This is a genomic window from Microbulbifer sp. A4B17 (assembly GCF_003076275.1).
Taxonomy (GTDB): domain Bacteria; phylum Pseudomonadota; class Gammaproteobacteria; order Pseudomonadales; family Cellvibrionaceae; genus Microbulbifer.
Genome location: NZ_CP029064.1, coordinates 60,856 through 82,604, shown reverse-complemented (window position 1 = coordinate 82,604; position 21,749 = coordinate 60,856). Strand labels below are relative to the sequence as shown.

General features: G+C 51.9%; 20 protein-coding genes. 6 read left to right on the top strand and 14 right to left on the bottom strand.

Features of this window, described 5'->3' with window-relative positions; all coding sequences use genetic code 11:
- Positions 1–259: 259 nt before the first annotated feature.
- On the top strand, positions 260–979 hold the full coding sequence (locus BTJ40_RS00375; RefSeq protein ID WP_108731258.1) for a 4'-phosphopantetheinyl transferase superfamily protein: 720 nt from the start codon (positions 260–262) through the stop codon (positions 977–979).
- Between the two features lie 28 nt (positions 980–1,007).
- Here the strand turns inward: BTJ40_RS00375 and BTJ40_RS00370 are convergent, their stop codons facing one another.
- From BTJ40_RS00370 to BTJ40_RS00330, 9 genes are all read right to left on the bottom strand, one after another.
- Positions 1,008–2,633, bottom strand: coding sequence for a M28 family metallopeptidase (locus BTJ40_RS00370; protein WP_108731257.1), 1,626 nt, complete (start codon positions 2,631–2,633; stop codon positions 1,008–1,010).
- Between the two features lie 178 nt (positions 2,634–2,811).
- Positions 2,812–3,555, bottom strand: coding sequence for a hypothetical protein (locus tag BTJ40_RS00365; protein ID WP_108731256.1), 744 nt, complete (start codon positions 3,553–3,555; stop codon positions 2,812–2,814).
- A gap of 14 nt (positions 3,556–3,569) precedes the next feature.
- Positions 3,570–3,980 (bottom strand): ACT domain-containing protein, encoded by a 411-nt coding sequence (locus BTJ40_RS00360; RefSeq protein WP_108731255.1) that lies wholly within the window; start codon positions 3,978–3,980, stop codon positions 3,570–3,572.
- A 364-nt stretch (positions 3,981–4,344) separates the two neighbouring features.
- Complete coding sequence (locus tag BTJ40_RS00355; protein WP_108731254.1) at positions 4,345–4,998, bottom strand: hypothetical protein; 654 nt, start codon at positions 4,996–4,998, stop codon at positions 4,345–4,347.
- 65 nt (positions 4,999–5,063) lie between these two features.
- Positions 5,064–5,543, bottom strand: coding sequence for a hypothetical protein (locus BTJ40_RS00350; protein ID WP_192879365.1), 480 nt, complete (start codon positions 5,541–5,543; stop codon positions 5,064–5,066).
- 265 nt (positions 5,544–5,808) lie between these two features.
- Positions 5,809–6,273, bottom strand: coding sequence for an ecotin family protein (locus tag BTJ40_RS00345; RefSeq protein WP_108731253.1), 465 nt, complete (start codon positions 6,271–6,273; stop codon positions 5,809–5,811).
- Positions 6,274–6,317: 44 nt separating this feature from the next.
- A complete protein-coding gene (locus BTJ40_RS00340) occupies positions 6,318–7,514 on the bottom strand; it encodes a hypothetical protein (RefSeq protein ID WP_108731252.1) in 1,197 nt (398 codons plus the stop codon).
- 122 nt (positions 7,515–7,636) lie between these two features.
- Complete coding sequence (locus BTJ40_RS00335) at positions 7,637–8,323, bottom strand: thiol:disulfide interchange protein DsbA/DsbL (RefSeq protein ID WP_108731251.1); 687 nt, start codon at positions 8,321–8,323, stop codon at positions 7,637–7,639.
- 227 nt (positions 8,324–8,550) lie between these two features.
- Complete coding sequence (locus BTJ40_RS00330) at positions 8,551–9,210, bottom strand: c-type cytochrome (protein ID WP_108731250.1); 660 nt, start codon at positions 9,208–9,210, stop codon at positions 8,551–8,553.
- 124 nt (positions 9,211–9,334) lie between these two features.
- On the opposite strand from BTJ40_RS00330, the gene yihA reads away from it, so the two are divergent.
- A complete protein-coding gene (gene yihA / locus BTJ40_RS00325) occupies positions 9,335–9,994 on the top strand; it encodes a ribosome biogenesis GTP-binding protein YihA/YsxC (RefSeq protein WP_108731249.1) in 660 nt (219 codons plus the stop codon).
- Between the two features lie 74 nt (positions 9,995–10,068).
- On the opposite strand, the gene BTJ40_RS00320 is transcribed toward yihA, so the two are convergent.
- The 4 genes from BTJ40_RS00320 to polA form a co-directional block, all read right to left on the bottom strand.
- A complete protein-coding gene (locus BTJ40_RS00320) occupies positions 10,069–10,281 on the bottom strand; it encodes a hypothetical protein (RefSeq protein ID WP_108731248.1) in 213 nt (70 codons plus the stop codon).
- A 13-nt stretch (positions 10,282–10,294) separates the two neighbouring features.
- On the bottom strand, positions 10,295–10,753 hold the full coding sequence (locus tag BTJ40_RS00315; RefSeq protein WP_108731247.1) for a hypothetical protein: 459 nt from the start codon (positions 10,751–10,753) through the stop codon (positions 10,295–10,297).
- A 631-nt stretch (positions 10,754–11,384) separates the two neighbouring features.
- Positions 11,385–12,353 (bottom strand): ribose-phosphate pyrophosphokinase, encoded by a 969-nt coding sequence (locus BTJ40_RS00310; protein WP_108731246.1) that lies wholly within the window; start codon positions 12,351–12,353, stop codon positions 11,385–11,387.
- Between the two features lie 517 nt (positions 12,354–12,870).
- Entirely contained in the window at positions 12,871–15,609 is a 2,739-nt protein-coding gene (gene polA / locus BTJ40_RS00305; RefSeq protein WP_108731245.1) for a DNA polymerase I, read from the bottom strand.
- Between the two features lie 334 nt (positions 15,610–15,943).
- Here polA and BTJ40_RS00300 point away from each other — a divergent pair, with 334 nt between their 5' ends.
- Entirely contained in the window at positions 15,944–16,237 is a 294-nt protein-coding gene (locus BTJ40_RS00300) for a hypothetical protein (RefSeq protein ID WP_157953836.1), read from the top strand.
- Positions 16,238–16,286: 49 nt separating this feature from the next.
- Here BTJ40_RS00300 and BTJ40_RS00295 read toward each other — a convergent pair whose 3' ends face one another.
- The gene (locus tag BTJ40_RS00295; RefSeq protein ID WP_238152096.1) at positions 16,287–17,063 is read right to left on the bottom strand and encodes a metal ABC transporter substrate-binding protein; all 777 of its coding nucleotides are present in this window, start codon (positions 17,061–17,063) and stop codon (positions 16,287–16,289) included.
- 232 nt (positions 17,064–17,295) lie between these two features.
- Between BTJ40_RS00295 and znuC the strand changes: the two genes are divergently transcribed.
- From znuC to BTJ40_RS00280, 3 genes are all read left to right on the top strand, one after another.
- Positions 17,296–18,087 carry a zinc ABC transporter ATP-binding protein ZnuC gene (znuC, locus tag BTJ40_RS00290; protein ID WP_108731243.1) on the top strand — a complete coding sequence of 264 codons (792 nt, stop codon included), beginning with the start codon at positions 17,296–17,298 and terminating at the stop codon, positions 18,085–18,087.
- Positions 18,088–18,888 (top strand): iron chelate uptake ABC transporter family permease subunit, encoded by an 801-nt coding sequence (locus BTJ40_RS00285; RefSeq protein ID WP_108731242.1) that lies wholly within the window; start codon positions 18,088–18,090, stop codon positions 18,886–18,888.
- Positions 18,889–19,115: 227 nt separating this feature from the next.
- On the top strand, positions 19,116–21,731 hold the full coding sequence (locus tag BTJ40_RS00280; RefSeq protein WP_108735107.1) for a TonB-dependent receptor: 2,616 nt from the start codon (positions 19,116–19,118) through the stop codon (positions 21,729–21,731).
- Positions 21,732–21,749: the final 18 nt, after the last annotated feature.

Genomic DNA, 21,749 nt, shown 5'->3' with positions numbered 1-21,749 from the left:
CGCGACCAGAGACAGGGCGGGAATGGTACACAAAATGACCAATAGCCGCCAGTAAAAGCGCTGAATTATAGGCCGGGCTGCAGCCTCAAATTACAGCGATATACATGGGCTTTTCCCACAGCATATTCTCTCGTACTATGGTACATATTTGCCATTCGAAACCTAAACCACTTAGGCACACCCAACCGCTAAAGTGTGAGTTTTTCGAGTCAACCGGATTTCATCAGTTTTAAAAAGAACATTTTCTTAGAGATATTGAATGTTTTATTTTACCTGCTCTTCTTTCGAGAACTGGCCCGGATATTGGCAGGAAGAATCCATACAATTGCTGGGTAGCTCCGAAATCTCGCGGCTTGGAAAAATAAACAACTCAAAGCGCAGAGCTCAATTTCTAGCCGGGCGCTTGCTATTGCGCACTTTGGTAGCAGAACAGTACGGATGCCCACTCAGCAAAATAGCACTCGAGGCTGAAGCACCAAGAGTTGCCAGCACTCAGGGAAAGCCCTTATGCCATGTATCCATAAGTCATTCAGCAAGCTTTATAGCCGTGGCAGCAGCTAAAAATCCCGTGGGTATTGACTGCGAACATGAGAATCGCCAAAGGAATTGGTTGGCCATAGCTAATCAATACTTCCATAAGGCTGAGTTTATCGAACTAAATTCACTCCCAAAACGACAAGCGGCCATTCGGTTCCTTACCCAATGGACAAGTAAAGAAGCACTAGCGAAGTGCTCAGGGATCGACCTGGGGAAACTGCTCGCTTCAGTCCCTATTCTCCAATGGGATCAACAACTGGATCAGCCGCACAGCAGCTACCTATTCTGGTCAGGGCAACCAAAGCCCGGCACCTGTCTCAGCCTTGCTGTTAAACACAGTCAGGCCAGCTCTGTCGCATATCCCATGGGAACCTATAAAGCGAGCCACAATGAAAAAGCAGGGGAGAGTATCTTCCTCAAAAGATTTAGTACTCCTGATTAGAAACTGTCCTCAAGCCTATTAACCCCGCTTAACGCCGAGAAAATAAATCTCCAAAAAAATCGCCTTCGTACCAATAGGGCTGACTATCTGCATCAGCCACTTGCCTGGCAACCAGGTAATTTACCTCGGTAAACTGTTTGGCCGCCTCATAGTTAATTTGCTTATCGGCGACATCTCCTGACTTGTGATAGCGCTCACGAAAAAAAGACATCTGCGCGGCGGTACCATCGACTTTCGGGTCTTTAGCCTCGCGGCCGGTAATAAGGTAAATAGAGGGCACTCCTCGGCGCACAAAATTGTAGTGATCACTGCGCACGAAAATAACTTCCTCTGGCATGGGATCAGGACTTAGTTTTAGTCCTGAGCGGTGTGCAGCCTGCTCCACAACCTGCCCCAGGGATGAATGCTCGGCACCAAAAGCGATAATATCGCGGAATGGATAAAGCAGCATGGGCATATCAAGATTGATATTGGCCACAATAGATTGCAGTGGCACCGTGGGGTATTCAGCAAAATAGTCCGATCCCAATAAACCTTTTTCTTCGGCTGTGACAGCAACGAAAAGCAGCGATCTTCGGGGATTTTGCCCAGACTCCACAAATAGACGAGCAGTCTCCAACATAACTGCAATGCCGGCCGCATTATCCTGGGCTCCGTAAAAAACTTCGCCGCTTTCTTTCTTTCCAATGTGATCCAGGTGCGCAGAGAACACAACATATTCATCTTTCAGGAGTGGATCACTCCCCGGCAGAACTGCCACCACATTGGGGCTGACTACACGCTTGTGCTTGGAACTGCTGGTTAATCTTGCGCGATAGTCAAGGGGGAAGCCTTTCGGAGTCTTTCCTTGCTCGATGTCCGCAAAAATATTTTCAAGACTGCGCTCTGCTCCATTAAACAGTTTGCTGCCCGCAGCAATGCTCAACATAACCCCCGGATACATTCCCGGGATTGCCCTACCGGGCATATCGTTATTTTTCACCCAGTCGAAAGTATCGTCAAAACGATGCTCCGCATAGTAGTCAAATGGGCGGCGCTTCTCCCGCTCGGGCGTATATAACCGAATACTCCCTACAGCCCCATGTTTTGCCGCAACTTGGCGCTTGGTGCTTGGAGAAGAGTAGTGAGCCCCCACTTCACTGGGCAAGCTTTTCGGGCGCCCAGCCAGCATAACCACTATCTTTCCCTTAACATCGAGGCTCGCATAGTCATCAATACCGTAGCCTGGAGCTTCGATACCGTAACCGACAAATACTAACTGCGCCTTGATCTGTGAATGCTCACTCAATGCAGAGGGGGATGCGAGAAAGTCTTCACCAAACCGCATGTCAATTTTATCGCCCCGCCCCTGCAGGACTAATGTGGGCTCGTCTCCATTCCAGCTGGCGCTGCGAAAAGGCACTTCCTGAAAATAACCCTGGTTGCCCGCCGGAATCAGTCCGATCTTTGCAAACTGCCCAGCCACATACTGAGCCGCTTTTAGGTAGCCCTCGCTGCCGGTATCTCGCCCCTCGAGTTCAGCAGATGCGAGGTAATTGATATCCCGCCGGATATAATCACTATCTGCGACAGGGCCAGCCGCGTTAAAGCTGGAGGTGGTACAAGCCACCAGAAGTGCCATAGACAAGGCACCCAATAGACTCTTAACTCTCATGGGGAGTGCTACTTCTCAGGAAAACAAAGCGTGATTGTTAGTACGGACAGGTCGTATGGAATTGCACCAAAATAGAGGTGCTATTGGACCGTCGAGCAATTATCTATCTTAACATGATTCAGGCAGACCCCAGTCCGGGCCCACTAAAGTTTGCTCGAATAGCAATCTTAAATCCTGACTATGCGGCTCGCCCTATACCTGGGAAGGCCCGCTCCACCGCATATGCCACCTTTTCATACGCATTATCTGCACAAAAATCTCCATGGGCGGCAAGAAAATGCAAGAAGGGCTGTCTCAGGATTTGCTCGAAGTCATGTTTCAACCATAACCGCGGGTCTTTACCATTTGGTGTCATCCTTGCCCTCCAGGCAGGAGCAATCTGCATGCCTCGGCGTATACCGGAGAACCTCAACAGATTTCTGCCAAACCAGGAACAGCCATGCCAGGAATGCCAATACTGCAAGGCGTCACAACTGATAAGTAGTCCACCACTAAATGGAAGCCACAATACAGACTCTGGAAACTGGCTTTGGGAAAAGATAATGAAGCGTCCCCCGGGGATTGGGCAGCCCTCATCCTCACGCAACACCCTATCTGCTTTCGGGGGGTAAAAGTCCGAACCCCGCTGCCGCCAAAAAGTAAGATTAAAGTGGTCTCGGTAGTAGAGATCATCACATCCATGGTGGTACCCCAGTCGGATCGCGTGGCTTACACGGCCCAGATCCTGTAACTTTTCCTCAAGTTGTGGACGCAGTCTAATGGGATTAATCAAGGTAAGCTGGTTCTGCCAGCGGGCGACCCCCATATTTCGATTGATGATGACCCCGGGTGCCAACTTGATAGTACCGGGCACATAAAAGAAATTGGGAAGTAGCTGTCGGATCTCACCGTGGGGTTCTGTGGAGGGATAATTGATACGCACAGGCAGGTTACATATCAGCTGTATTGAACTCGATTGCGGATACCGCGAAGAATTTTTACCGCAAACTCCGCACGATCTTCGGGGACAAAAATATGGTCGCAATGTAGAGTGGATACCACACTGGTATTGATTCCAGCCTCCATCAGTTCCTGGGCGACCACGGGAATAACCCTGACTGCATCAAGGCCAGCCAGGATCTGTAGGGTGATCTGGCGAAAGGGGGCACTCGCCGCAATATCTAATTGCTGGGCCGAACTTTGAGGCAGTATCACACTCATTCCCTCACCTTCTCGAAAAAAACATAAACTCTCTGGCAAAATATCTGTAAACCGATTATCAGAAACCTGACAAAATACATAGATTTCATCGTGTAGCTTGGGATACAAAGTTCTCAATGCTCTCACTATGGGTAGGTCAGCTTTCATGCTTTCATTGCCGCCTGAAAAGATTCTCCAGCCTGGTTGATACGACAGCTTTCTCTTTAGTCGTACCGTTTTCAGCACAGTCTTGCTGATTAATACCTGTGTTTCAGGTAAAAATGACCCAAGTATAAAACTACATTTTTCATAGATTCTCTATTACCTGGCAGCATATTTTAATTTGGGCAAGGTAAGATCGCGCATTTTTTTAGAATCATTTTCCTAATAGAGACGGATATTTAATAACTAAATAGTTTTGGTAATTATCCTTGGGCTTTCAGGAGAGGGCTTTTGAAAGCATGAAAAGTGAGAAATATATTGGAGAGGACTAATTTTTATTGAGAGAGATTGACCTGGTGACTGCGGGCAGTTACGGACTTCTCAGCTCTTCACCATCAAATTCTGGCTCATTGGGTGCGGGTGTCGTATCAATTTCCGATGATTCCTGTTCGGCCTCCCAGCTCTTCAGCACCGCATCAATATCCTTTTCCAGGCGCACACGGGGGAATTGGGGACATGGTGAATCTCTATCTGGATCATGCCATGCAGACAGGGGAGCAACAAAAACCACCAGGGATTTATGCAGGCGATTTCGTCCAATACTCACTTCTGTCCATGTTGTTTGCCAGGCAAATTTTCCCCTTACCGCATAGTCGCTTTCATAGGATTTTAAGGTAAGAAAATAGGGATAAATTTTCCCTCGCCGGCAAATAATTCTGCGCCCGGTCTTTATATTGGCCATTTGTGTAAAAGGGTCAAAATACCAATTAATATCGTACCCAAATACGAATTGCATCTCTCCATTTTGCCTTAGAAAAGCGTAGGATCTCCCAGTGCCATCGGGCTTAAGACTCCAGACATGCCGCGCTTCACCATCGCGGGAAATCAGCCAGGCCCCAACCCATTGACTGGCATCGTAGCGTGATTTTGCATGCCAGCCATCATTAAGTGTTTTTCTTTTCTCTTCGCTGGCATTTGCAGTTAAGGCAAAAAACAGCAGCGGCAGGAAGAGATAGAATTTCATCCATTCCCGCCTACTACTCATCTTTTCCACACGCGAATTAAGCAGCGTTCGCACGGAGTAAACTGCTAGCGACTGACAATATCCGGACAACTTGCACCGGCCTTGGGGGTTCGCCAGTCAGCCAACCGACGCTGGAAGCTCAGAAGCCCACCGCCCGCCTGTAGCCAATGACGGCCATCAATCACTGCAAATAGAAGGGTGGCACGGCTCCAATCCCGAAATGCGACAGATACGACCCCGCCCTTACAGCGCACCGAAGTTCCCGTTTTAACTCGCACCCGGTCACCATCCAACTGCCAGTTAATGGCAAAACCATGGGTCAATAGGCCTTTGGCATTAAATCCATAGGCATATCCGGAGCCATCAGCATGCAGTTGCCACACTAATTGATCATCGCCTTCACTCACAACCAGCCAATTTCCCGCCCACTTTTGCTGGGCGGACTCTGCCGAGGCCCACATTGGCATACTCAGGAATATTGCTGTGACGAACGAAACAACCGGCTTGATAAAATGCCGCTTCGGTAAATGACGCAAAAACTTCATGCGCTGCCCTACGGTATCGGCCCCAGTGCAATACAGGGGGTGGGTTATTCAAAAGACGACTGGAGAAGTCGCCAATTTTCCTTTCCGATTACGGAGCTAAAGCCTCACTTATCGGCGTGAAAAAGCGCTTCGGCGCTATTTTTCACATCCCTCGAAAAGTAAGGCTAGACGCAATTTACAACGATGGCAGGATAAACGTTAAAAATATTCAAATTTACGACAAATTCACAATGAGAATAGGTGGTCAGTATTACTGGTAGCCCAATTATTTGGATTTTGCTTCGGAGAAATTCTTATCAGCTCTCCACACGCGGTATTTCAGCTGCACGCCCTGGGGAAGGTAAATGACCAGTGGTAACCTGCTGTTATAGGGCAGCATCAATCCATCGCCACGCACGGTGATAAATCGCCGGGTCTCACTAGCTTGCGCACACACCTTTTGGGTATCAGTAGTTGGGGTGAGGTCAGACAAGACATAAAAGGGGTAGCCCCATCCAGGAAGAATTTCTTTTCGCAGGGGAGCACTGAAGCTTTGCAGGTTACAAGCGGCAATTTGGCTCTTACCCGGTATCAATTCGACCCTAAAGCGACTTTCATCGACAACTTTGGGCAAATTGATAACATGGCGCAATTTTCCGTCAACCTCCCCCGGAAATGCATCCAGTGCCTCGGAGCCATGGGTATCCACAACCATTAACAACAGAAAAACAGTGGCAAGTACTTTTGACATGGCATGGCCTCACGTCTGAGCCAAGAATTGGCGGACAAAACTTTTTAAAGTTTAGTTCGCTTTCGTCTGCGCAGTCCCCACCAGAGTAATGCCCCTAACCCTATCGCCAGTGCGAACAGAACCGCCGCCCACACATAGCGCCGCTCCCTCACCACAGGCGGCTCCAACTTCGAGTGAGCTAAATTCAAGTTCTCTCGCAGGTTTTGTAACCCGGCGATCACTTCGGTAGAGCTGGCACCACCAATCAAATCGCCACGCAACTGCTGCCACTGGATCTGAAGCTGTTCCACCAATTCCCTGTCCCGTATCAGTAACTGCTGTCGCAGCGGTCTATATCCCTCTCTATAGGCCAGCATCAACTTGCTGTATGCCCCGGTAGTGTCCCCCCCTCGATAATCGGTTTCCGCCAGCTGCAGCAAACCGACAGCTCTGACCAGGGGCGGTACCAACGTGCGCACAAGATGTGGATTTCCCCGCCACCACATCAGTGCCTGTTGCAATGGCGCCTCAAGTTCCGACGGTTTCGTGGTCGCCATGCCGGGTAACCCCAGCAAACCGGGATATTTGGAAGCTAAATCTGAAGAAGGTGGCAACTGATTCGCAACCGGGAAAGACGCTACCGTTACCGCCAACGCCCAGCGCTGCAGGCCCGTCAGGTCTCCATCAATGTCAGCGCTATGGATAGAGTCCGTCACCGGGTCCAGGGTGTTATAGAGATCGTAAAGACTGAAGCCCGCCATTCGCTCTGGATTATTGAGGTCCGGACCCGCGGTGCCACCCTCACCAGCGCCACCGTGACAACCAGCACATCGCTGTTGATAAACAGGCATCATAAACCCCGGCGAGGGCAGCGAATAACCCGGTGAACGCTGTAATTGATACAGTACGGCGAGGCGATCGGCGATCGCATTAGCCCGACGGCGCACCTCTGTGGCGGACGCTTTATCGTCGATTAACTTGCTCAGTGCTAAGAGACTGTTCTGTAGCCCCTTCCGACCGGGCCGATCGGGGAGCTGTGTGACCAGGTGAAGGACTTCTTCCACCTGTTGCTTTTGCAACTCATATAGAGGCGTATCCAGTCGCTGGCCTCCCTCTACAGCATCTCCATAGTCAACAGCTATATAGGAGAGAAGATTGCTCGCGCGGGCCGCCAATGTGTCACTGCTGGGATTGTCCTGCGCACAAACCGGCGCATTCGAAACAATTGAAAGTAAAAGTAATAAAATCCATTTGAGTCCCATTAGCAGCTTCCGAGTCGAACAGGAATTGATAGAGAGGGAACCGCTCTTCGAGTTTTAGGGCACCACTTCTAGGGTAGAAATAAAAAACCCCGCTCAAGGCGGGGTTTGTTCAATCGGGCAGCTTAGCCGCGTTCTGCACGCTCTTTGGCAATCAGGTAGTCCGCTACCTGCAGCATCAGCTCCTGACCATTGCTCTTGCCTTTATAGCCTGGGAAGGAAGAACTGATACGGTATTTGCCCGCAACAACGACCTCTGGTGTACCGGTCATTTTGTAAGCGCGCTGGTTGGCCATACCCTGCTTCACTTTGCTATTGATAGCGAAGGAATTCATCAGCTTGGCAGCTTTGGCGCCATCTTCGCCGTGCTTGTTAAACAGAGCTTCGATAGCCTTCAGATCGGGCTTCCAGTTGCGACCCTCGCGGATAGCCAGCATCTGGCGCTGGCTGTAGATGGTATTGAAGATAGGGGTATGCATCTTCTCCAGGACACCCATAGCATCTGCTACGTAGTACAGACGAGCGTGAACATCCATCACCGGTTGCCAGATAGCTGGCAGCTTCAGCAGTGCCACATCGCTGGGCATCTTTTCTTTCCAGCGCTCAAGGGTTGGCTCAAAGGTGAAACAGTGGGCACAGCCATACCAAAACATCTCGGTCACTTCGATCTTGTCGTTGCTCTTCTGCGGTACCGCCTGCGGTAGGACTTCGTAGTGCTGGCCCGCTTTAAACTCGCCACTTTCCTGGGCGCATGCAACGAGGCTGAACATTACAGCCAAAACCATCGTGATCGGGGCGAGAACTGCTCTCATAAGTCATCTCCAACTTTTATTTAGTGGTGCGAACGCCGTAGCCGGCGGGCTGTCGAGCCACTGAGGACACAATAGACAACGCAGATTATTTAAGTTCCCAGACCCTCGTGCAAGGAAACACTGCAAAATCTCATCAGATTGCCCCGGTATACGGTCTTGGAATTTGGTGACAGACACAAAAAAGGCCGGTCTAGGACCGGCCTCAGTCTATTCAAGCCCTGTGACGCTTATTCGGTCAGGCCGGCGATGTAGTTGGCCAGGGCCTTGATCTCCGCATCGGAGAGTTGCTTGGCCACAGTACGCATAGTGCGGACTTCACCGTCATTGTTGCGGGTGCCTGCGCGGAACGCTTTCAGCTGGGCCTCAATGTACTCTGGGTACTGACCGCCCAGACGCGGATAACCAGCCGGTGCATTGCCCAATCCTGTGGGAGAGTGACATCCCATGCAGGCTGGAACACCAGTCTCCATATTGCCTGCACGATAGACTTTACGTCCAAGCATTAGGCCGTCCACGTTTTCACCGCTATTCAACATAACAGAAATAGCTTCAGAGCCTGACAGCTGCATAGGCTGAGAAGCAAAGTAAGCCGCAAGATCCTGCAGGTCCTGTTCGTTGAAGTTATCCAACTGACCTATCATCTGCGGCACGTCGCGGGTTTTACTTTTGATATCCTGAAGTTGCTTAAACAGGTATTTTTCGCCGAGCCCAGCAATCTTTGGAAAAGCCGGTGCAATACTGTTACCGTCGGTGCCGTGACAGGCTGCACATTGAGCGGCCTTGGCCTTGCCCGCAGCAGCGTCACCCGCAGCCATCGCCAAGGGCACGGCGCCCAAGCCGAAAACTAAACCGAGTGCCAGAGCAGTGTTCTTGATAATGCTGTTCATACGTCGTCCCGTTGCGCGCTGTGAGATGGCGTTTCGCACCGCCCCCGATAGTCCTGCGACGCGAAAACGGCGGCATTATATACTTGCGCGCCAAGCGAGTGTACCGAATAAACAGACTTATACGATGTCAGATACCGAATTTAAACCTCAAACACCAAAACTGAACTACCGTTCCATACAATTCCTCACCAGCGCCCCCACTCTGACTGAGTGTCCGGAGGACCTTGGTGCCGAAGTGGCCTTTGCCGGCCGCTCCAATGCGGGCAAGTCCAGTGCCATCAATGCGCTCACGGAAAACAACAAGCTGGCGCGTACGTCCAAAACGCCGGGACGCACCCAGTTGATCAACTTCTTCCGTATCTCCGACCAACAGCGTCTGGTCGACCTACCCGGCTATGGTTTCGCCAAGGTCGCCCGCAGTATGAAAGACGAGTGGCAGCGCCACCTGGCTACATACCTTGAGAAGCGCCGATGCTTGCGGGGGCTGGTACTACTGATGGACATCCGCCAACCCCTTAAAGAGTTCGATCTGCATATGCTCACCTGGGCGGTCGAAGCTGAACTCCCAGTGCATATACTGCTGACCAAGGCCGACAAATTGAAGAACGGCCCAGCCAATAACACCCGCTTCGCGGTGGAAAAGGCCCTCAAGGAGCGAAACCTGAATCGCGGGGTCACTTTGCAGATTTTCTCATCGACTAAGAAAACTGGCCTGGATAAATTGGAACGCAAGCTCAACGGGTGGCTGGCTATCTCAGGAGAAGCCAACTCCACCGAGGATTGAGCCAGCTGGCAGCCGGGGGCAGCGCCCCCCGAGCAATCACCAGTGTTTCATTTTTCCAAGCCATTAGAAAATTCCTAAAAGTGAACTCCGGGCACACCAGTTGCCACTGCTTTACGCTTCTGTTCGGGGATCAAGGAGCGGAGCAGTACCCGGTGCAGCCTCCGGCGTGCCCCCGGAGTTAAACAATGCAATTCCTCTGCATGTAAGTATCTCTGCGCGAGAAGAGCGGCAAGGGTTTCTTCATGTATGGCAATCGTCAACAGACGGGAATTGCCATTGGCACTCATCTTTTCAGCCCCCTCAGTGCAAGCTGTTTCCGCCGTTGATACAGGCGGACAATCTGGCTGTGGAGAAGTCGCGAACCTGCTTCTGCGTATCTCCGGGATAAAGGGAGCTGATGCAATCCGCTGCAACCCTTTGCTTGTGGCTATCGCCCAACTCGCGGGCGAGAACTGAGCTGGCACCGGCCAGTATGTAGTTTCGAAGTTTTTCATCGCCCAGCTCCCGGTAGGCAGCCATTAACCAGATGGCGCTCTCACTAAAGCGCGTTGCCGAAATGGCATAAGTCGGCCACTGTTTCTCCAGCAGGAAGCTGGCCAGATCAAAGGCACACCCCAAATAGGGAATTGCCTCGGCGTAGTTGCACTCTTCAAGCAGAAGCTTGCCGCGCTCCATCCAATCGAGCCACGCCTTCTCGGCACGATCCGTGTCAGCGGTCAACCATTGGCGATGGTTGGCACACAAATAACGTAAATTCACCGGTAACCCCCCCAAATTTGACTTGCGTTAAAGATAATGCGAACCATTATCATTTGCAAGAGCATTCATAACCAGGGACGGTTTTTTCGCTGTAAGTGACTCGGAGGGTTAATTGCGGAGATAAAAAAAGCCGGCAGATGGGGCCTGCCGGCTAGGGGACAGTGCCCTTGGGGTGGGGCACTTGCCAGATGCACCCAGGGGGACGGGTGCATCTGAGGGTTCGTTACAACCCACAATTTCTTTACCCAATTCGATATTAGGCTGGTTCCCCGAGCTTCCCAAACTCATGTTTGCCAACTCGGGATAGGCTTATCTTAAACCCCGGAAAGTGTTTATTCCGGAAGTAGATTCCAACCAATGCAATAAAGGCTTTTTATTACGAACAAAAGATCAAATATTTTCTGATAAGTGGTGCGAAGGCGAATTGGTAGAAGCATAAAAAAAACCCCGGAGTTGGGGACCAACCGGGGTGGAAAAAGCTAAACGCTTTGGGGTTAGGGAGCAACAATGAACTGTAATCTTGGATACATCCCTATCCCCGATGGTTCCCAGGCCTTTAGTAAATAAGTGTAAACAAAATACGTGTTTTGGCGCCTCATACGTTCTTATTAATAAAGGCGGTTAGTTTTTATCAAATTGTTAACTCTGTCACTGGGCCATTGCTGTGCAGGCGGCGGATACATTCGGCTATCAGCGGCGCACAATCCACCCATTCACAATTCCCCTGCAGCTGTGACTGAGGCAGGGAATTCGTCACCACGATAGATTCCACCGGCAGTCTCGCCATCGTCGTATGGGCATCGCGATTGAATTGCCCGTGAGCACAAAGCACTAAAATCCGTCGCGCTCCCCCTTTTGTCACCGCCTCCACCGCCCTTGCAACTGTATTGCCAGTAGCAAGTAAGTCATCGACGATAATGACCGTGGCATCTTTAACTTCCCCAATCAAGGTTCCCCCACTCAAAAGGGCACCGCTGCGATATTTCTCCACAAAAGCACTAGACACCGGTACACCCAGCTGATCCCCGAGGGCCAAGCGAAATTTTTCCGCACGTTTGATGCCCCCCTCATCTGGAGACAGAACAACCAGGGGGCCGGGGTCCGCGGACAGGCGCATTCGCGCCACCTCGATCATCAGGGGGTAGGAAACCAGATGAACAGTGCGGCAGCGGAATGCATTCTCAAAGGCCGGGAGAGAGTGGACATCCATTGTCACCACTACATCAACTCCGGCAACTTCCAGGAAGCTGGCCAGGTAGCGGCTCGGCAGGGGGTCGCGCAGCCTAGTGCGCCGCTCTTTTCGCGCGTAACAGAGATAGGGAATGACCGCGGTCACTCTCGCGGCACCGGCATCGCGAAGCGCTCCAATAAAAAACAGGCACCGCATCAGCTTCTGGTCAACACAGCTACTGGCGTCGGTGTAAAGGGACTGAACAAGAAAAACATCCGCGCCCTCTACATCGTCCAATGGCCGGATTTTGCACTCGCCGTCATCAAATTGCCGCTCTTCGTGGCGGGATACCGGTTCACCGAGACTTGCGGCGACACGCCCAGCGAAATCGGCACCTACATCAAGACTGAATAATTTAATACGGCCCATAAGCGCGCCACAGTATCTGAATAAAGTCAGCCGGTTGCTTACCCTCCGGCAGCTGAGATGACGGCTGGATACTAATTGTGTGAGTCACTTCCATTCGGGTTAGCGCTCCCTGCTTGGCGATTCTCATTCGCTCAATGGCTTTGCACGTTTTAATAGAAGTATGGACGGTGGAAATTGGGAACTGGAAAACCACAGAGGCAGTGATTTATCGATAGAGGAGAAACAAGAGTATTCAGTGCCCGCAACTAACTAAAGCTACGGGCAAAAAAATGCCCCGGACTTGGGGGAGTACCGGGGCAAACATCTGACTTCCTTGGGGGATGATGACGCATTCCAACAATCTTGCCTTTTTAGAGGGGCTGTCGCCGGAACAGTTCCACGGATTTTCAAAAAGAATGTAAAAACGCCTAAAAAAACACAAAGTTTGGCACTTTATTCATCAATACCAGCAAGGGCGCGCCAACTTATTCCATAGAAGGCACCATGCCCATTCTCCAAGGTGAATTTTTCCGTCAAATTAGTGTGCCTGATCCCAGTCTCGGCCCTGGCCCAGATCCACAATCAGGGGAACATGCAGTTCTGCCGCGCCCTGCATCAGCTCGACAATCCCATTGGCCACAGTTTCGACTTCATCTTTAGGCACTTCCAGAACCAATTCATCGTGGACCTGCATAATCATCCGGGTAGCCAGATTCTTATCCCTGAGCCAGTTATCCACAGCGATCATGGCGCGCTTGATAATATCGGCAGCAGTGCCCTGCATTGGTGCGTTAATTGCAGTCCGCTCCGCTGCCTGACGCTGCATACCATTGCGCGAATTGATTTCCGGTAGATAGAGACGGCGCCCAAACAGGGTTTCCACATACCCTTTCTCCGCCGCCTGGGCGCGGGTGTCCTCCATGTAGCGCAGCACACCCGGGTAGCGCTCAAAGTAACGATCGATATAAGTTTGAGCGTCAGCGCGGGGAATATCCAACTGCTTGGCCAGGCCAAAAGCCGACATACCGTAAATCAGACCAAAATTAATCGCCTTGGCCCGTCGACGCTGTTCATCAGTCACCTCGTCTTGGGCTACCTCAAAAACTTCTGCCGCTGTTGCCCGATGAATATCGGCACCCTGGGCGAAAGCGTTGACCAGCCCTTTATCGCCAGAGAGGTGTGCCATAATTCGCAGCTCAATTTGCGAGTAGTCCGCAGCAATAATCTCACTGCCACCATTGATTCTGGGGTCGACAGTGAAAGCCCGGCGAATACGGCGCCCCTCCTCGGTACGAATGGGAATATTCTGCAAGTTAGGATCACTGGAAGACAGACGCCCGGTAGCCGCCACTGCCTGGTGATAGGAAGTATGTACACGACCACTGCCCGGATCGATCATCTTTGGCAGTTTATCGGTATAGGTATTTTTCAGCTTGGCAAGTCCGCGATACTGCATGATCAGCGCCGGCAGCTCGTGGTTGTGGGCCAATTCCTGCAACACAGCTTCAGCTGTGGAGGGGGCACCCTTGGGTGTTTTCTTGATCACCGGGATTTGTAGCTTTTCAAACAGAATCGCTCCCAGCTGCTTAGTAGAACCCAGGTTGAACTCTTCACCGGCAACCTCATAAGCCTGTTGCTCCAGTTCTCGCATCCGCTTTTCAAGTTCCGCACTCTGTTCTGCCAGCATCTTGGCGTCAATATAGGCTCCATTGCGCTCCATACGTGCGAGCACCGGTAGCAGGGGCATCTCAATCTCATCGAGAACCTTTACCAATGTCGGCTCTCGCTCCAAGCGCGTGCTCAGCTCATTGTGCAAGCGCAGGGTGATATCTGCGTCTTCAGCGGCATAGGGCCCCGCTTTATCCAATTCGATCTGGTTAAAAGTCAGCTGCTTGGCGCCTTTACCGGCGATATCCTCGAAGTGAACCGTGTGCTCCCCGAGGTACTTGAGTGCGAGACTGTCCATATCGTGGCGGCTGCCGGTGCTGTCCAGGACATAGGACTCCAGCATGGTATCCCGTGCAATACCGCGCAACTCAATACCATAGTTGGCGAGGATGTGACTGTCGTACTTCAGGTTCTGGCCGACCTTCTTCTGCTGCGCGTCTTCCAGCAGCGGCTTGAGTTTGGCCAGTACTTCGTCAAAAGGCAGTTGTTCAGGCGCTCCCATATAGTCATGGGCCAGAGGGATATAGGCAGCGCGATAGGGCTCCACCGCGAAAGACACCCCCACCAATTTTGCCTGCATGTAGTTGAGGCTGGTGGTCTCAGTGTCGAAAGCGAAAATATCTGCGCCTTTGAGTTGCTCCAGCCAGGCATCGAACTCTGCCATTTCCCTCACTATGACGTAGTCGCGCTCAACGGCTTCCGACATAGCCTCTTCGGCCTCTTCGCTGCTCAACTCTTCCAGCCAACCGCGAAATTCATTCTGAGTAAACAGATCAATCAGGGCCTCGGTATTGGGCTCTGAATTGTGCAGGTCCTGCGGGTGATAAGGCATCTCCACATCGGTTTTGATCGTAGCGAGCTTATAGGAAAGTTCTGCAGCCTCGCGGTGCTCTGCCATTTTTTTACCAAGGGTTTTTGAGCCGCGGAATCCCAATGGTGCAATAGCATCCAGATCCTCATAAATGGTCTCCAGTCCTCCCAGGTTCTGCAGTAATGCCAGCGCAGTTTTCTCGCCCACCCCCGGAACTCCAGGGATATTGTCAGATTTATCGCCCATCAGGGCGAGAAAATCGATAATCAGCTCCGGGCCGACACCAAACTTTTTAACCACTCCTTCGCTATCCATTTCGGTATTGGACATGGTGTTAACCAAATTAATACCGGGGCGCACCAACTGCGCCATATCCTTATCGCCAGTAGAGATAATGACTTGCTGACCCTGGCTTTGGGCTTCCAGTGCCAGTGTGCCAATCACATCATCAGCTTCAACTCCCTCGACCACCAAACGCGGCAATCCCATAGCATCGATAATGTCGTGGATAGGCTGGATCTGCTCGCGCAGGTCATCAGGCATAGGGGGGCGATGGGATTTGTACTCGGCAAACATTTCATCGCGAAAAGTCTTACCTTTGGCATCAAAAACAACAACTACTGAGCTGCCCGGGTGCTCCTTAAGGTGTCGGCGCAGCATACTGATCACTCCGCGCACCGCGCCCGTGGGCTTGCCCTGGCTGGTGGTCAATGGCGGCAGAGCGTGAAAGGCGCGATAGAGATAGGAGGAACCATCCACCAAAATCAAAGGGACGGCTGAGGTGTTTTGTTTACTCATAGATGATGAATTCTTGCTTGCTTGGTTTGGCGTTCGGGACGCGCGGCAGGCCGATAGGATAACGCCCTTCGCGTTGTTTTTCTGCTCACAGACATTTTCCCTTGAGGCAGCCTAAGCAACCTCTGCACAAAAGCCCACTCCGCTTACCCCTCTAACAAAAACTATCGGCGCATCGATCTCACCAAATCCCCAGACTTGTCTAGTCTTGCCGGTAGCGACCTTATGCGTTCGCTATTCCCCGGAAATCAAATCACCATAGGCTGCCCATCGGCAGTTAGGGGTCTTTTATTTCCGCAAAACTGTACCACCCGATGTTGAAGGAAGGATTCTAAAGATGAGAGGAGTGATGCGTGCCACCCTGTTGTTTGCCGCAAGTTTATTTACTATCTCAGCAAGTGCCGGCTCGGATTGCAGTGCAGAGCACACGGTTGAAGCCAATACTGCTGAGAAAAGGCAATCACAGCAGGCAGAGGTAGAGGACCGCGAACTGATACTCAGGCAAGCGATACGTGAAAGAGAAAACGACTTGCTGGAGAGACAGAGACAGCAGCTGGAAAAACTGCAACAACAGGCGGAGAGAGATGCTGCACTGGTAGAGAAACTGCAGCAGATAACTAATCGGTCTTAACCCCCTACCAGATCCCGCCCCCTGTTCAGGTTGGCGGGATCACTTCCTATTATTCCTTATTGCGGTCGGGCACCTGGCTCAAACAGGTACGGGCCTGGGTTAACAGGGATTCAATCAAGTCCCTGTAATTGGCATCTTCGCCAAGCTGATCACCGAGCAGGTCCAATGCGGCGTAGCGCAGCCCTAAATTCTCAGCCAATTGCTGGTCGCGGTCATTGGCCGGCATGTCGCCAAACAGACAGCCATCCCCAATCCCTGACAGCTCCAACATCGCCTTGGCACCATGGCCCCCGCCACTACCATCGCCCAGGGCATGGGTCTTCACCCCCGCCGAGCCGAAAAAGTGGCCATAGGCATCGTGTGTAACAACGATCGGGACCTGACGATATCCATATAAGGCCCGATCAAGTACTTTCTGTAGGCTAGCCATTGAACTGGAAAACTCTCTGGCACGAGTCTTATAAAACTCTGCCTGCTGTGGCCGCAATCGCGCCAGGCGCTCTGCGATTTGAGCTGCCGCTATTGCCGCGTTGCGGGGACGTAACCAAAGATGGGGGTCGGTAACACTGGCCCCCTCAAATTCAAGTGCTTCAATATCTAGTAACTGCAGTTGCTGGTCAGCGGGCAACAGGGCCGCTTGTTTTGCCAGTACACCCTCCATTTGTGGTCCCAGCCACACCAACAGCAGGGACCGTTCAAGTGCGGCTCGATCAGAAACGGTAGGGGCGTAGTGGTGGGGATCGGCGCCCTCAATTAGTACACGTACCGGTATATCCTCACTAGTAATTTCTCGGGCGATCAGGGCCAATGGGCGTACGCTGACCACCAGCTCACCCCCGCTGCCAGATTCCGGCTTGCTACACGCAGCGAGCCAGAGCCCGGAAAGAAGCACGGCAGGGATTATAAAAAGACGTTTGAAGGGATACATCGGAAACATTAGGCGGCGAAAAATTGCGATATAATCACAACCAGCGCCAAGCTGCCAGCCTGGCTGCCCATATCCGGCACATAACGTATGAAACCATACACTTTAAAGACTTCCCTGCGGAGATTGAATTCTGAATCCACCCCAGCCGCTTATTACAGCTGACAATATCGCCCTTCAGGTGGGCGGCAGGCAGTTACTTAAAGATATTACAGTCGAATTGTCCCAGGGGGAGATAGTCACCTTAATCGGCCCCAATGGGGCCGGTAAAACCACCCTACTTCGCCTTCTGTTGGGACTCAGTCAACCGAGCCAGGGCCATGTGTGGCGACAGGCTGGTTTGCGCATTGGTTATATGCCCCAGCGACTTCATATCGACAGCTCAATGCCGATGTCAGTTGAGCGTTTCTTGCAGCTCGGCCACTCGACTATGAAGCGAGATCAAGCGTGTTCAGCGCTGGAGAGGGTGGGTGCAGAGCAACTTATTGGTGCCTCCCTGGCAAATCTCTCCGGGGGAGAGATGCAGCGGGTACTACTCGCCCGTGCGGCATCGCGCAAACCTAAGCTCCTGGTCCTGGACGAGCCAACTCAAGGGGTGGATATCGGAGGTCAAAGTGAGTTGTATCAGTTGATAGCCACTCTGCGCGACGAACTTGGCTGCGGCGTGTTGCTTGTTTCACACGATCTTCACTTGGTAATGGCCGCCACCGATCGGGTCCTGTGCCTGAACCAACACATTTGCTGTCACGGACACCCTGAACAAGTGAGCCGTCACCCCGCCTACCTGGAATTATTTGGCGACAAGGTTGCCCCCTATACCCATCAACACAACCACCAACATAAATTGAGTGGTGATATTGCACCTCCGAACAGCTGTAATCATCAATCCTCTCTCTCAAATACAAAAAACAAAGAGCAAAAATAAGTGGTCGATTTCGGCGAATTACTGCACAGCCAATTTCTCTGGTACGCCCTCGCCGCCGGCCTTACGGTCGCCGTCGTCAGTGGCCCTTTGGGGTGCTTCGCTGTGTGGCGCCGTATGGCCTATTTTGGCGATACACTGGCTCACTCAGCCCTGCTCGGAGTAACCCTGGGTTTTGTACTGCAAATTATGCCGACGGTGGCTGTCGGTATTACCTGTTGTTTGCTGGCACTCCTGCTGATGTATTTACAGCAACGGCAAAAACTCGCCGTGGATACTTTGCTGGGGATATTGTCTCACTCGATGTTAGCGCTTGGAATTGTCACCGTCAGCTTGTTCAAGATTAAGGTGGATCTCCTGTCACTGTTGCTGGGGGACCTGCTTGCCGTCAGTGGCCAGGACCTGGTATTGATGGCCATCGCTGCTGCCACAATCCTCGCGCTGCTTTACTTCCTGTGGGAGCAGTTACTGGCTTTCACCCTGCACGAAGAATTAGCTTCAGTGGAGGGTATCCCTGTAGAGCGGTTGCGAATTGCACTGATGTTAATGCTGGCAATACTGATCGCCATCGCAATGAAAGTCGTAGGGGTTCTGTTGATTACCGCCCTGTTGATTATCCCCGCAGCCACCGCACGAAAACTGTCCCGCACACCAGAGCGCATGGCTGTACTGGCCTCCCTGCTGGGATGCTTGGCGGTAGTGCTCGGCCTTCTCGCCTCTATTTTGTGGAATACGCCGGCGGGACCATCCATCGTTCTGGCAGCAGCGCTGTTCTTTCTCACCTCACAAGTACGTACCAGCTGAAACTCCTATGAGATAAACTCATCCTAATTTCTTATTTGATAATGCTATTTGTCGCAATATGTCGCATTAATCAACCAGTTTGTGAGAGATTTGTCACCGTTTATCGCAATAAGCTAATGCTTAGCCGTTAGCCAATTGTGTCAATTTTCCGTCGTTGCTAGTGTTGCCCGACGACCAGCCACATTAGGCCAGTCACGGATAATGACAATAAAATGGACGCACACGATATGGAAAAATTCTCTCTCCGTCGCAAGGCATTAACTACTGCCATACTGGCTGCAACCGTAGCCACCAGCCCGCAAACACTTTTTGCCGCCGAGGAACAGGCAATAGAAGAAGTTGCGGTTGTAGGCTCCCGCATTAGTCGCAACGCTGAATTTGAAACGGCTACACCGATCCAGGTGATGGATCGTGATGCCATCGAAAAATCCGGCTACACCAACCTGCAACAACTTTTTGAGAAAAACCCTGCCGCCGGTAACGGCACTTTCTCAACCCGCGGCAACAACCAGGACTCTACCGCTAACGGGGCAGCCGCTGTAAGTCTGCGCGGTATGGGCGCCGATGCCACTTTAGTACTGGTGAATGGCAGACGTGTCGCAATCAGCGCATTTGCCGAGAGCATTACCACCAGCTTTGTGGACATCAACAGCGTGCCCTTGGCGGCGATTGAACGGGTGGAGGTCTTGAAGGACGGCGCTTCCGCGATTTACGGTTCTGACGCTGTCGCCGGCGTGGTTAATCTGGTACTGCGTAAGGACTTTGAAGGCGCTGAAGTATCCGTAGATTACGGTGGTGCTGATGGCTATGACGAGCAGTCCACGTCTGCTGTCTGGGGTATCAATGGGGATGACTCAAACCTGACCATTATCTTCGATCATCATAAGAACAGCAGCCTATCCAGTACAGAACGCAGTGGTTTGGATACCGCCAATCAATCCGGCCGCGGTGGCATGGACTTCCGCTCCTCCCGAGGCTACCCCGGAAGCTTTATTAGAGTCAATGGTACCATTGTTCCCGATCCAAACTGTCCAGAAGAGCGCGATACCGGTGAAGTCTGTGTCTATGATTACGGTCCCTGGACTCTGCTCACGCCGGAGTCTGAGCGTACCGGCCTATTGATGCTAGGCCATACCCAGTTGTCGGACAGTGTGGAATTCTTCAGCGAGATTGCTGTTCAGCACAATACCTCAGTAGCTCAAGGTGCACCCACACCTCTTGATGGAGACGCGGGCCTCTATGTGCTGGCGGATCACCCTAATAACCCATTCGGTGAAGATGTAGACATTTACCGCTATCGCACGGTCGATGCCGGTGCACGTCAGTGGGATATAGAAACCGATAACCTGCGCGGCGTCTTCGGCCTGCGCGGCTCTATCGCCGATTGGGATTGGGAGGCATCTGTACAGCGCTCCCGCAGCGAATCCAAGCAAACCGGTGATCGCTCCCAGGGTTGGGTACGCACGGACCTGTTACAAGAGCAGATTAACGCCGGTAATTACAATCCCTTTGGTGGGGTACAAAATCCGGATTCCGTGATCGATGCCATTACCACCAGCCTGGTCCGCCAGGGTAAGTCTGAACTGACCAGCTACGACTTCTCAATCAATGGCGATTTATTTGACACTTCCAGTGGCACCGTTGCCATGGCTGCCGGCTTGGAGTATCGCGAGGAGAAGGCTTCCGATATCCCTGACGACCAGTTCCAGCGCGGTTTGATTTTCGGTACAGAGTCAGTATCTGCCAGTGCCAGCAGGGATATCTCTTCTGCTTATGTGGAGTTTGCCATTCCTCTCCCCGCAAGATTCGACCTGACTGTGGCCGCCCGCTATGACGACTACAGCGACTTTGGCAGCACCACCAATCCAATGGCGAACCTGTTGTGGACTGCTACCGATCAACTGTCCTTACGCGCCTCCTGGGGCACTGGCTTCCGCGCACCTTCTCTGGCACAGATCGGCCTCGGCCCATCGCAGGAGTCCCTGTTCTTCGTGGATACCTATGGCTGTGAGGTAAACGACGCATACTGTGCCAGCACCGATTACACCATTATCTTCTCCGGTAACCCGGATCTCGATGCGGAAGAGTCAGAATCCTTCAACATCGGTGCTGTCTACGAACCCATAGAGGATCTGCAACTGTCCATCGACTACTGGAATATCACCCAGGAAGGCAAGATAGACGAGGTTCCTTTTGGTTATATCTACAGCCTCTATTGCTGGGACCAGGACAGCACCGTGTGCCGCCGCGACACCCCCCTCGACGGCGAGACTCTTGGCGCTCTGCAGTCTATCGATAGCAGCTTCACCAATATCGGTGAACAAGATGTATCAGGCGTTGACCTGAGTATTGTCTACAGCGGCTTTGAGTTAATGGGTGGTGAGTTTGGCGTGCGCTTAGATTACTCCTACCTGGCAGAGTTTGAGCGAGTTGAACTGAACTCCACCGGTGACGCATTTATCACCCGTGACCTGGCCGGAGAATACGAGTATCCGCAGCATCGCTGGAACGCCACCGCCGACTGGACGCTTAATACCTTTGGGTTTAGTGCCGGTCTCAGCTACATTGGCGAATTCGAAGATACTCCGGACATCGATTTCGATGGGACTCTCGATTATGACACCAATAGCTCCCGCACTGTGGACTCTTTCCTGACCATGAATATGCAGGCCCGCTATACCGGCTTTGAAAATATGATTTTGAGTCTTGGGGCAGATAATGTCTTCGACGAGGAACCGCCATTCGCTATCGGCGATGGCAATTCAGACCTCTACGGTTATGTACAATCACAGCATGATCCCCGAGGTCGCTTTATCTACGGAAAGATGACTTACAGTTTCTAATTACTGTAAAGAAATCTC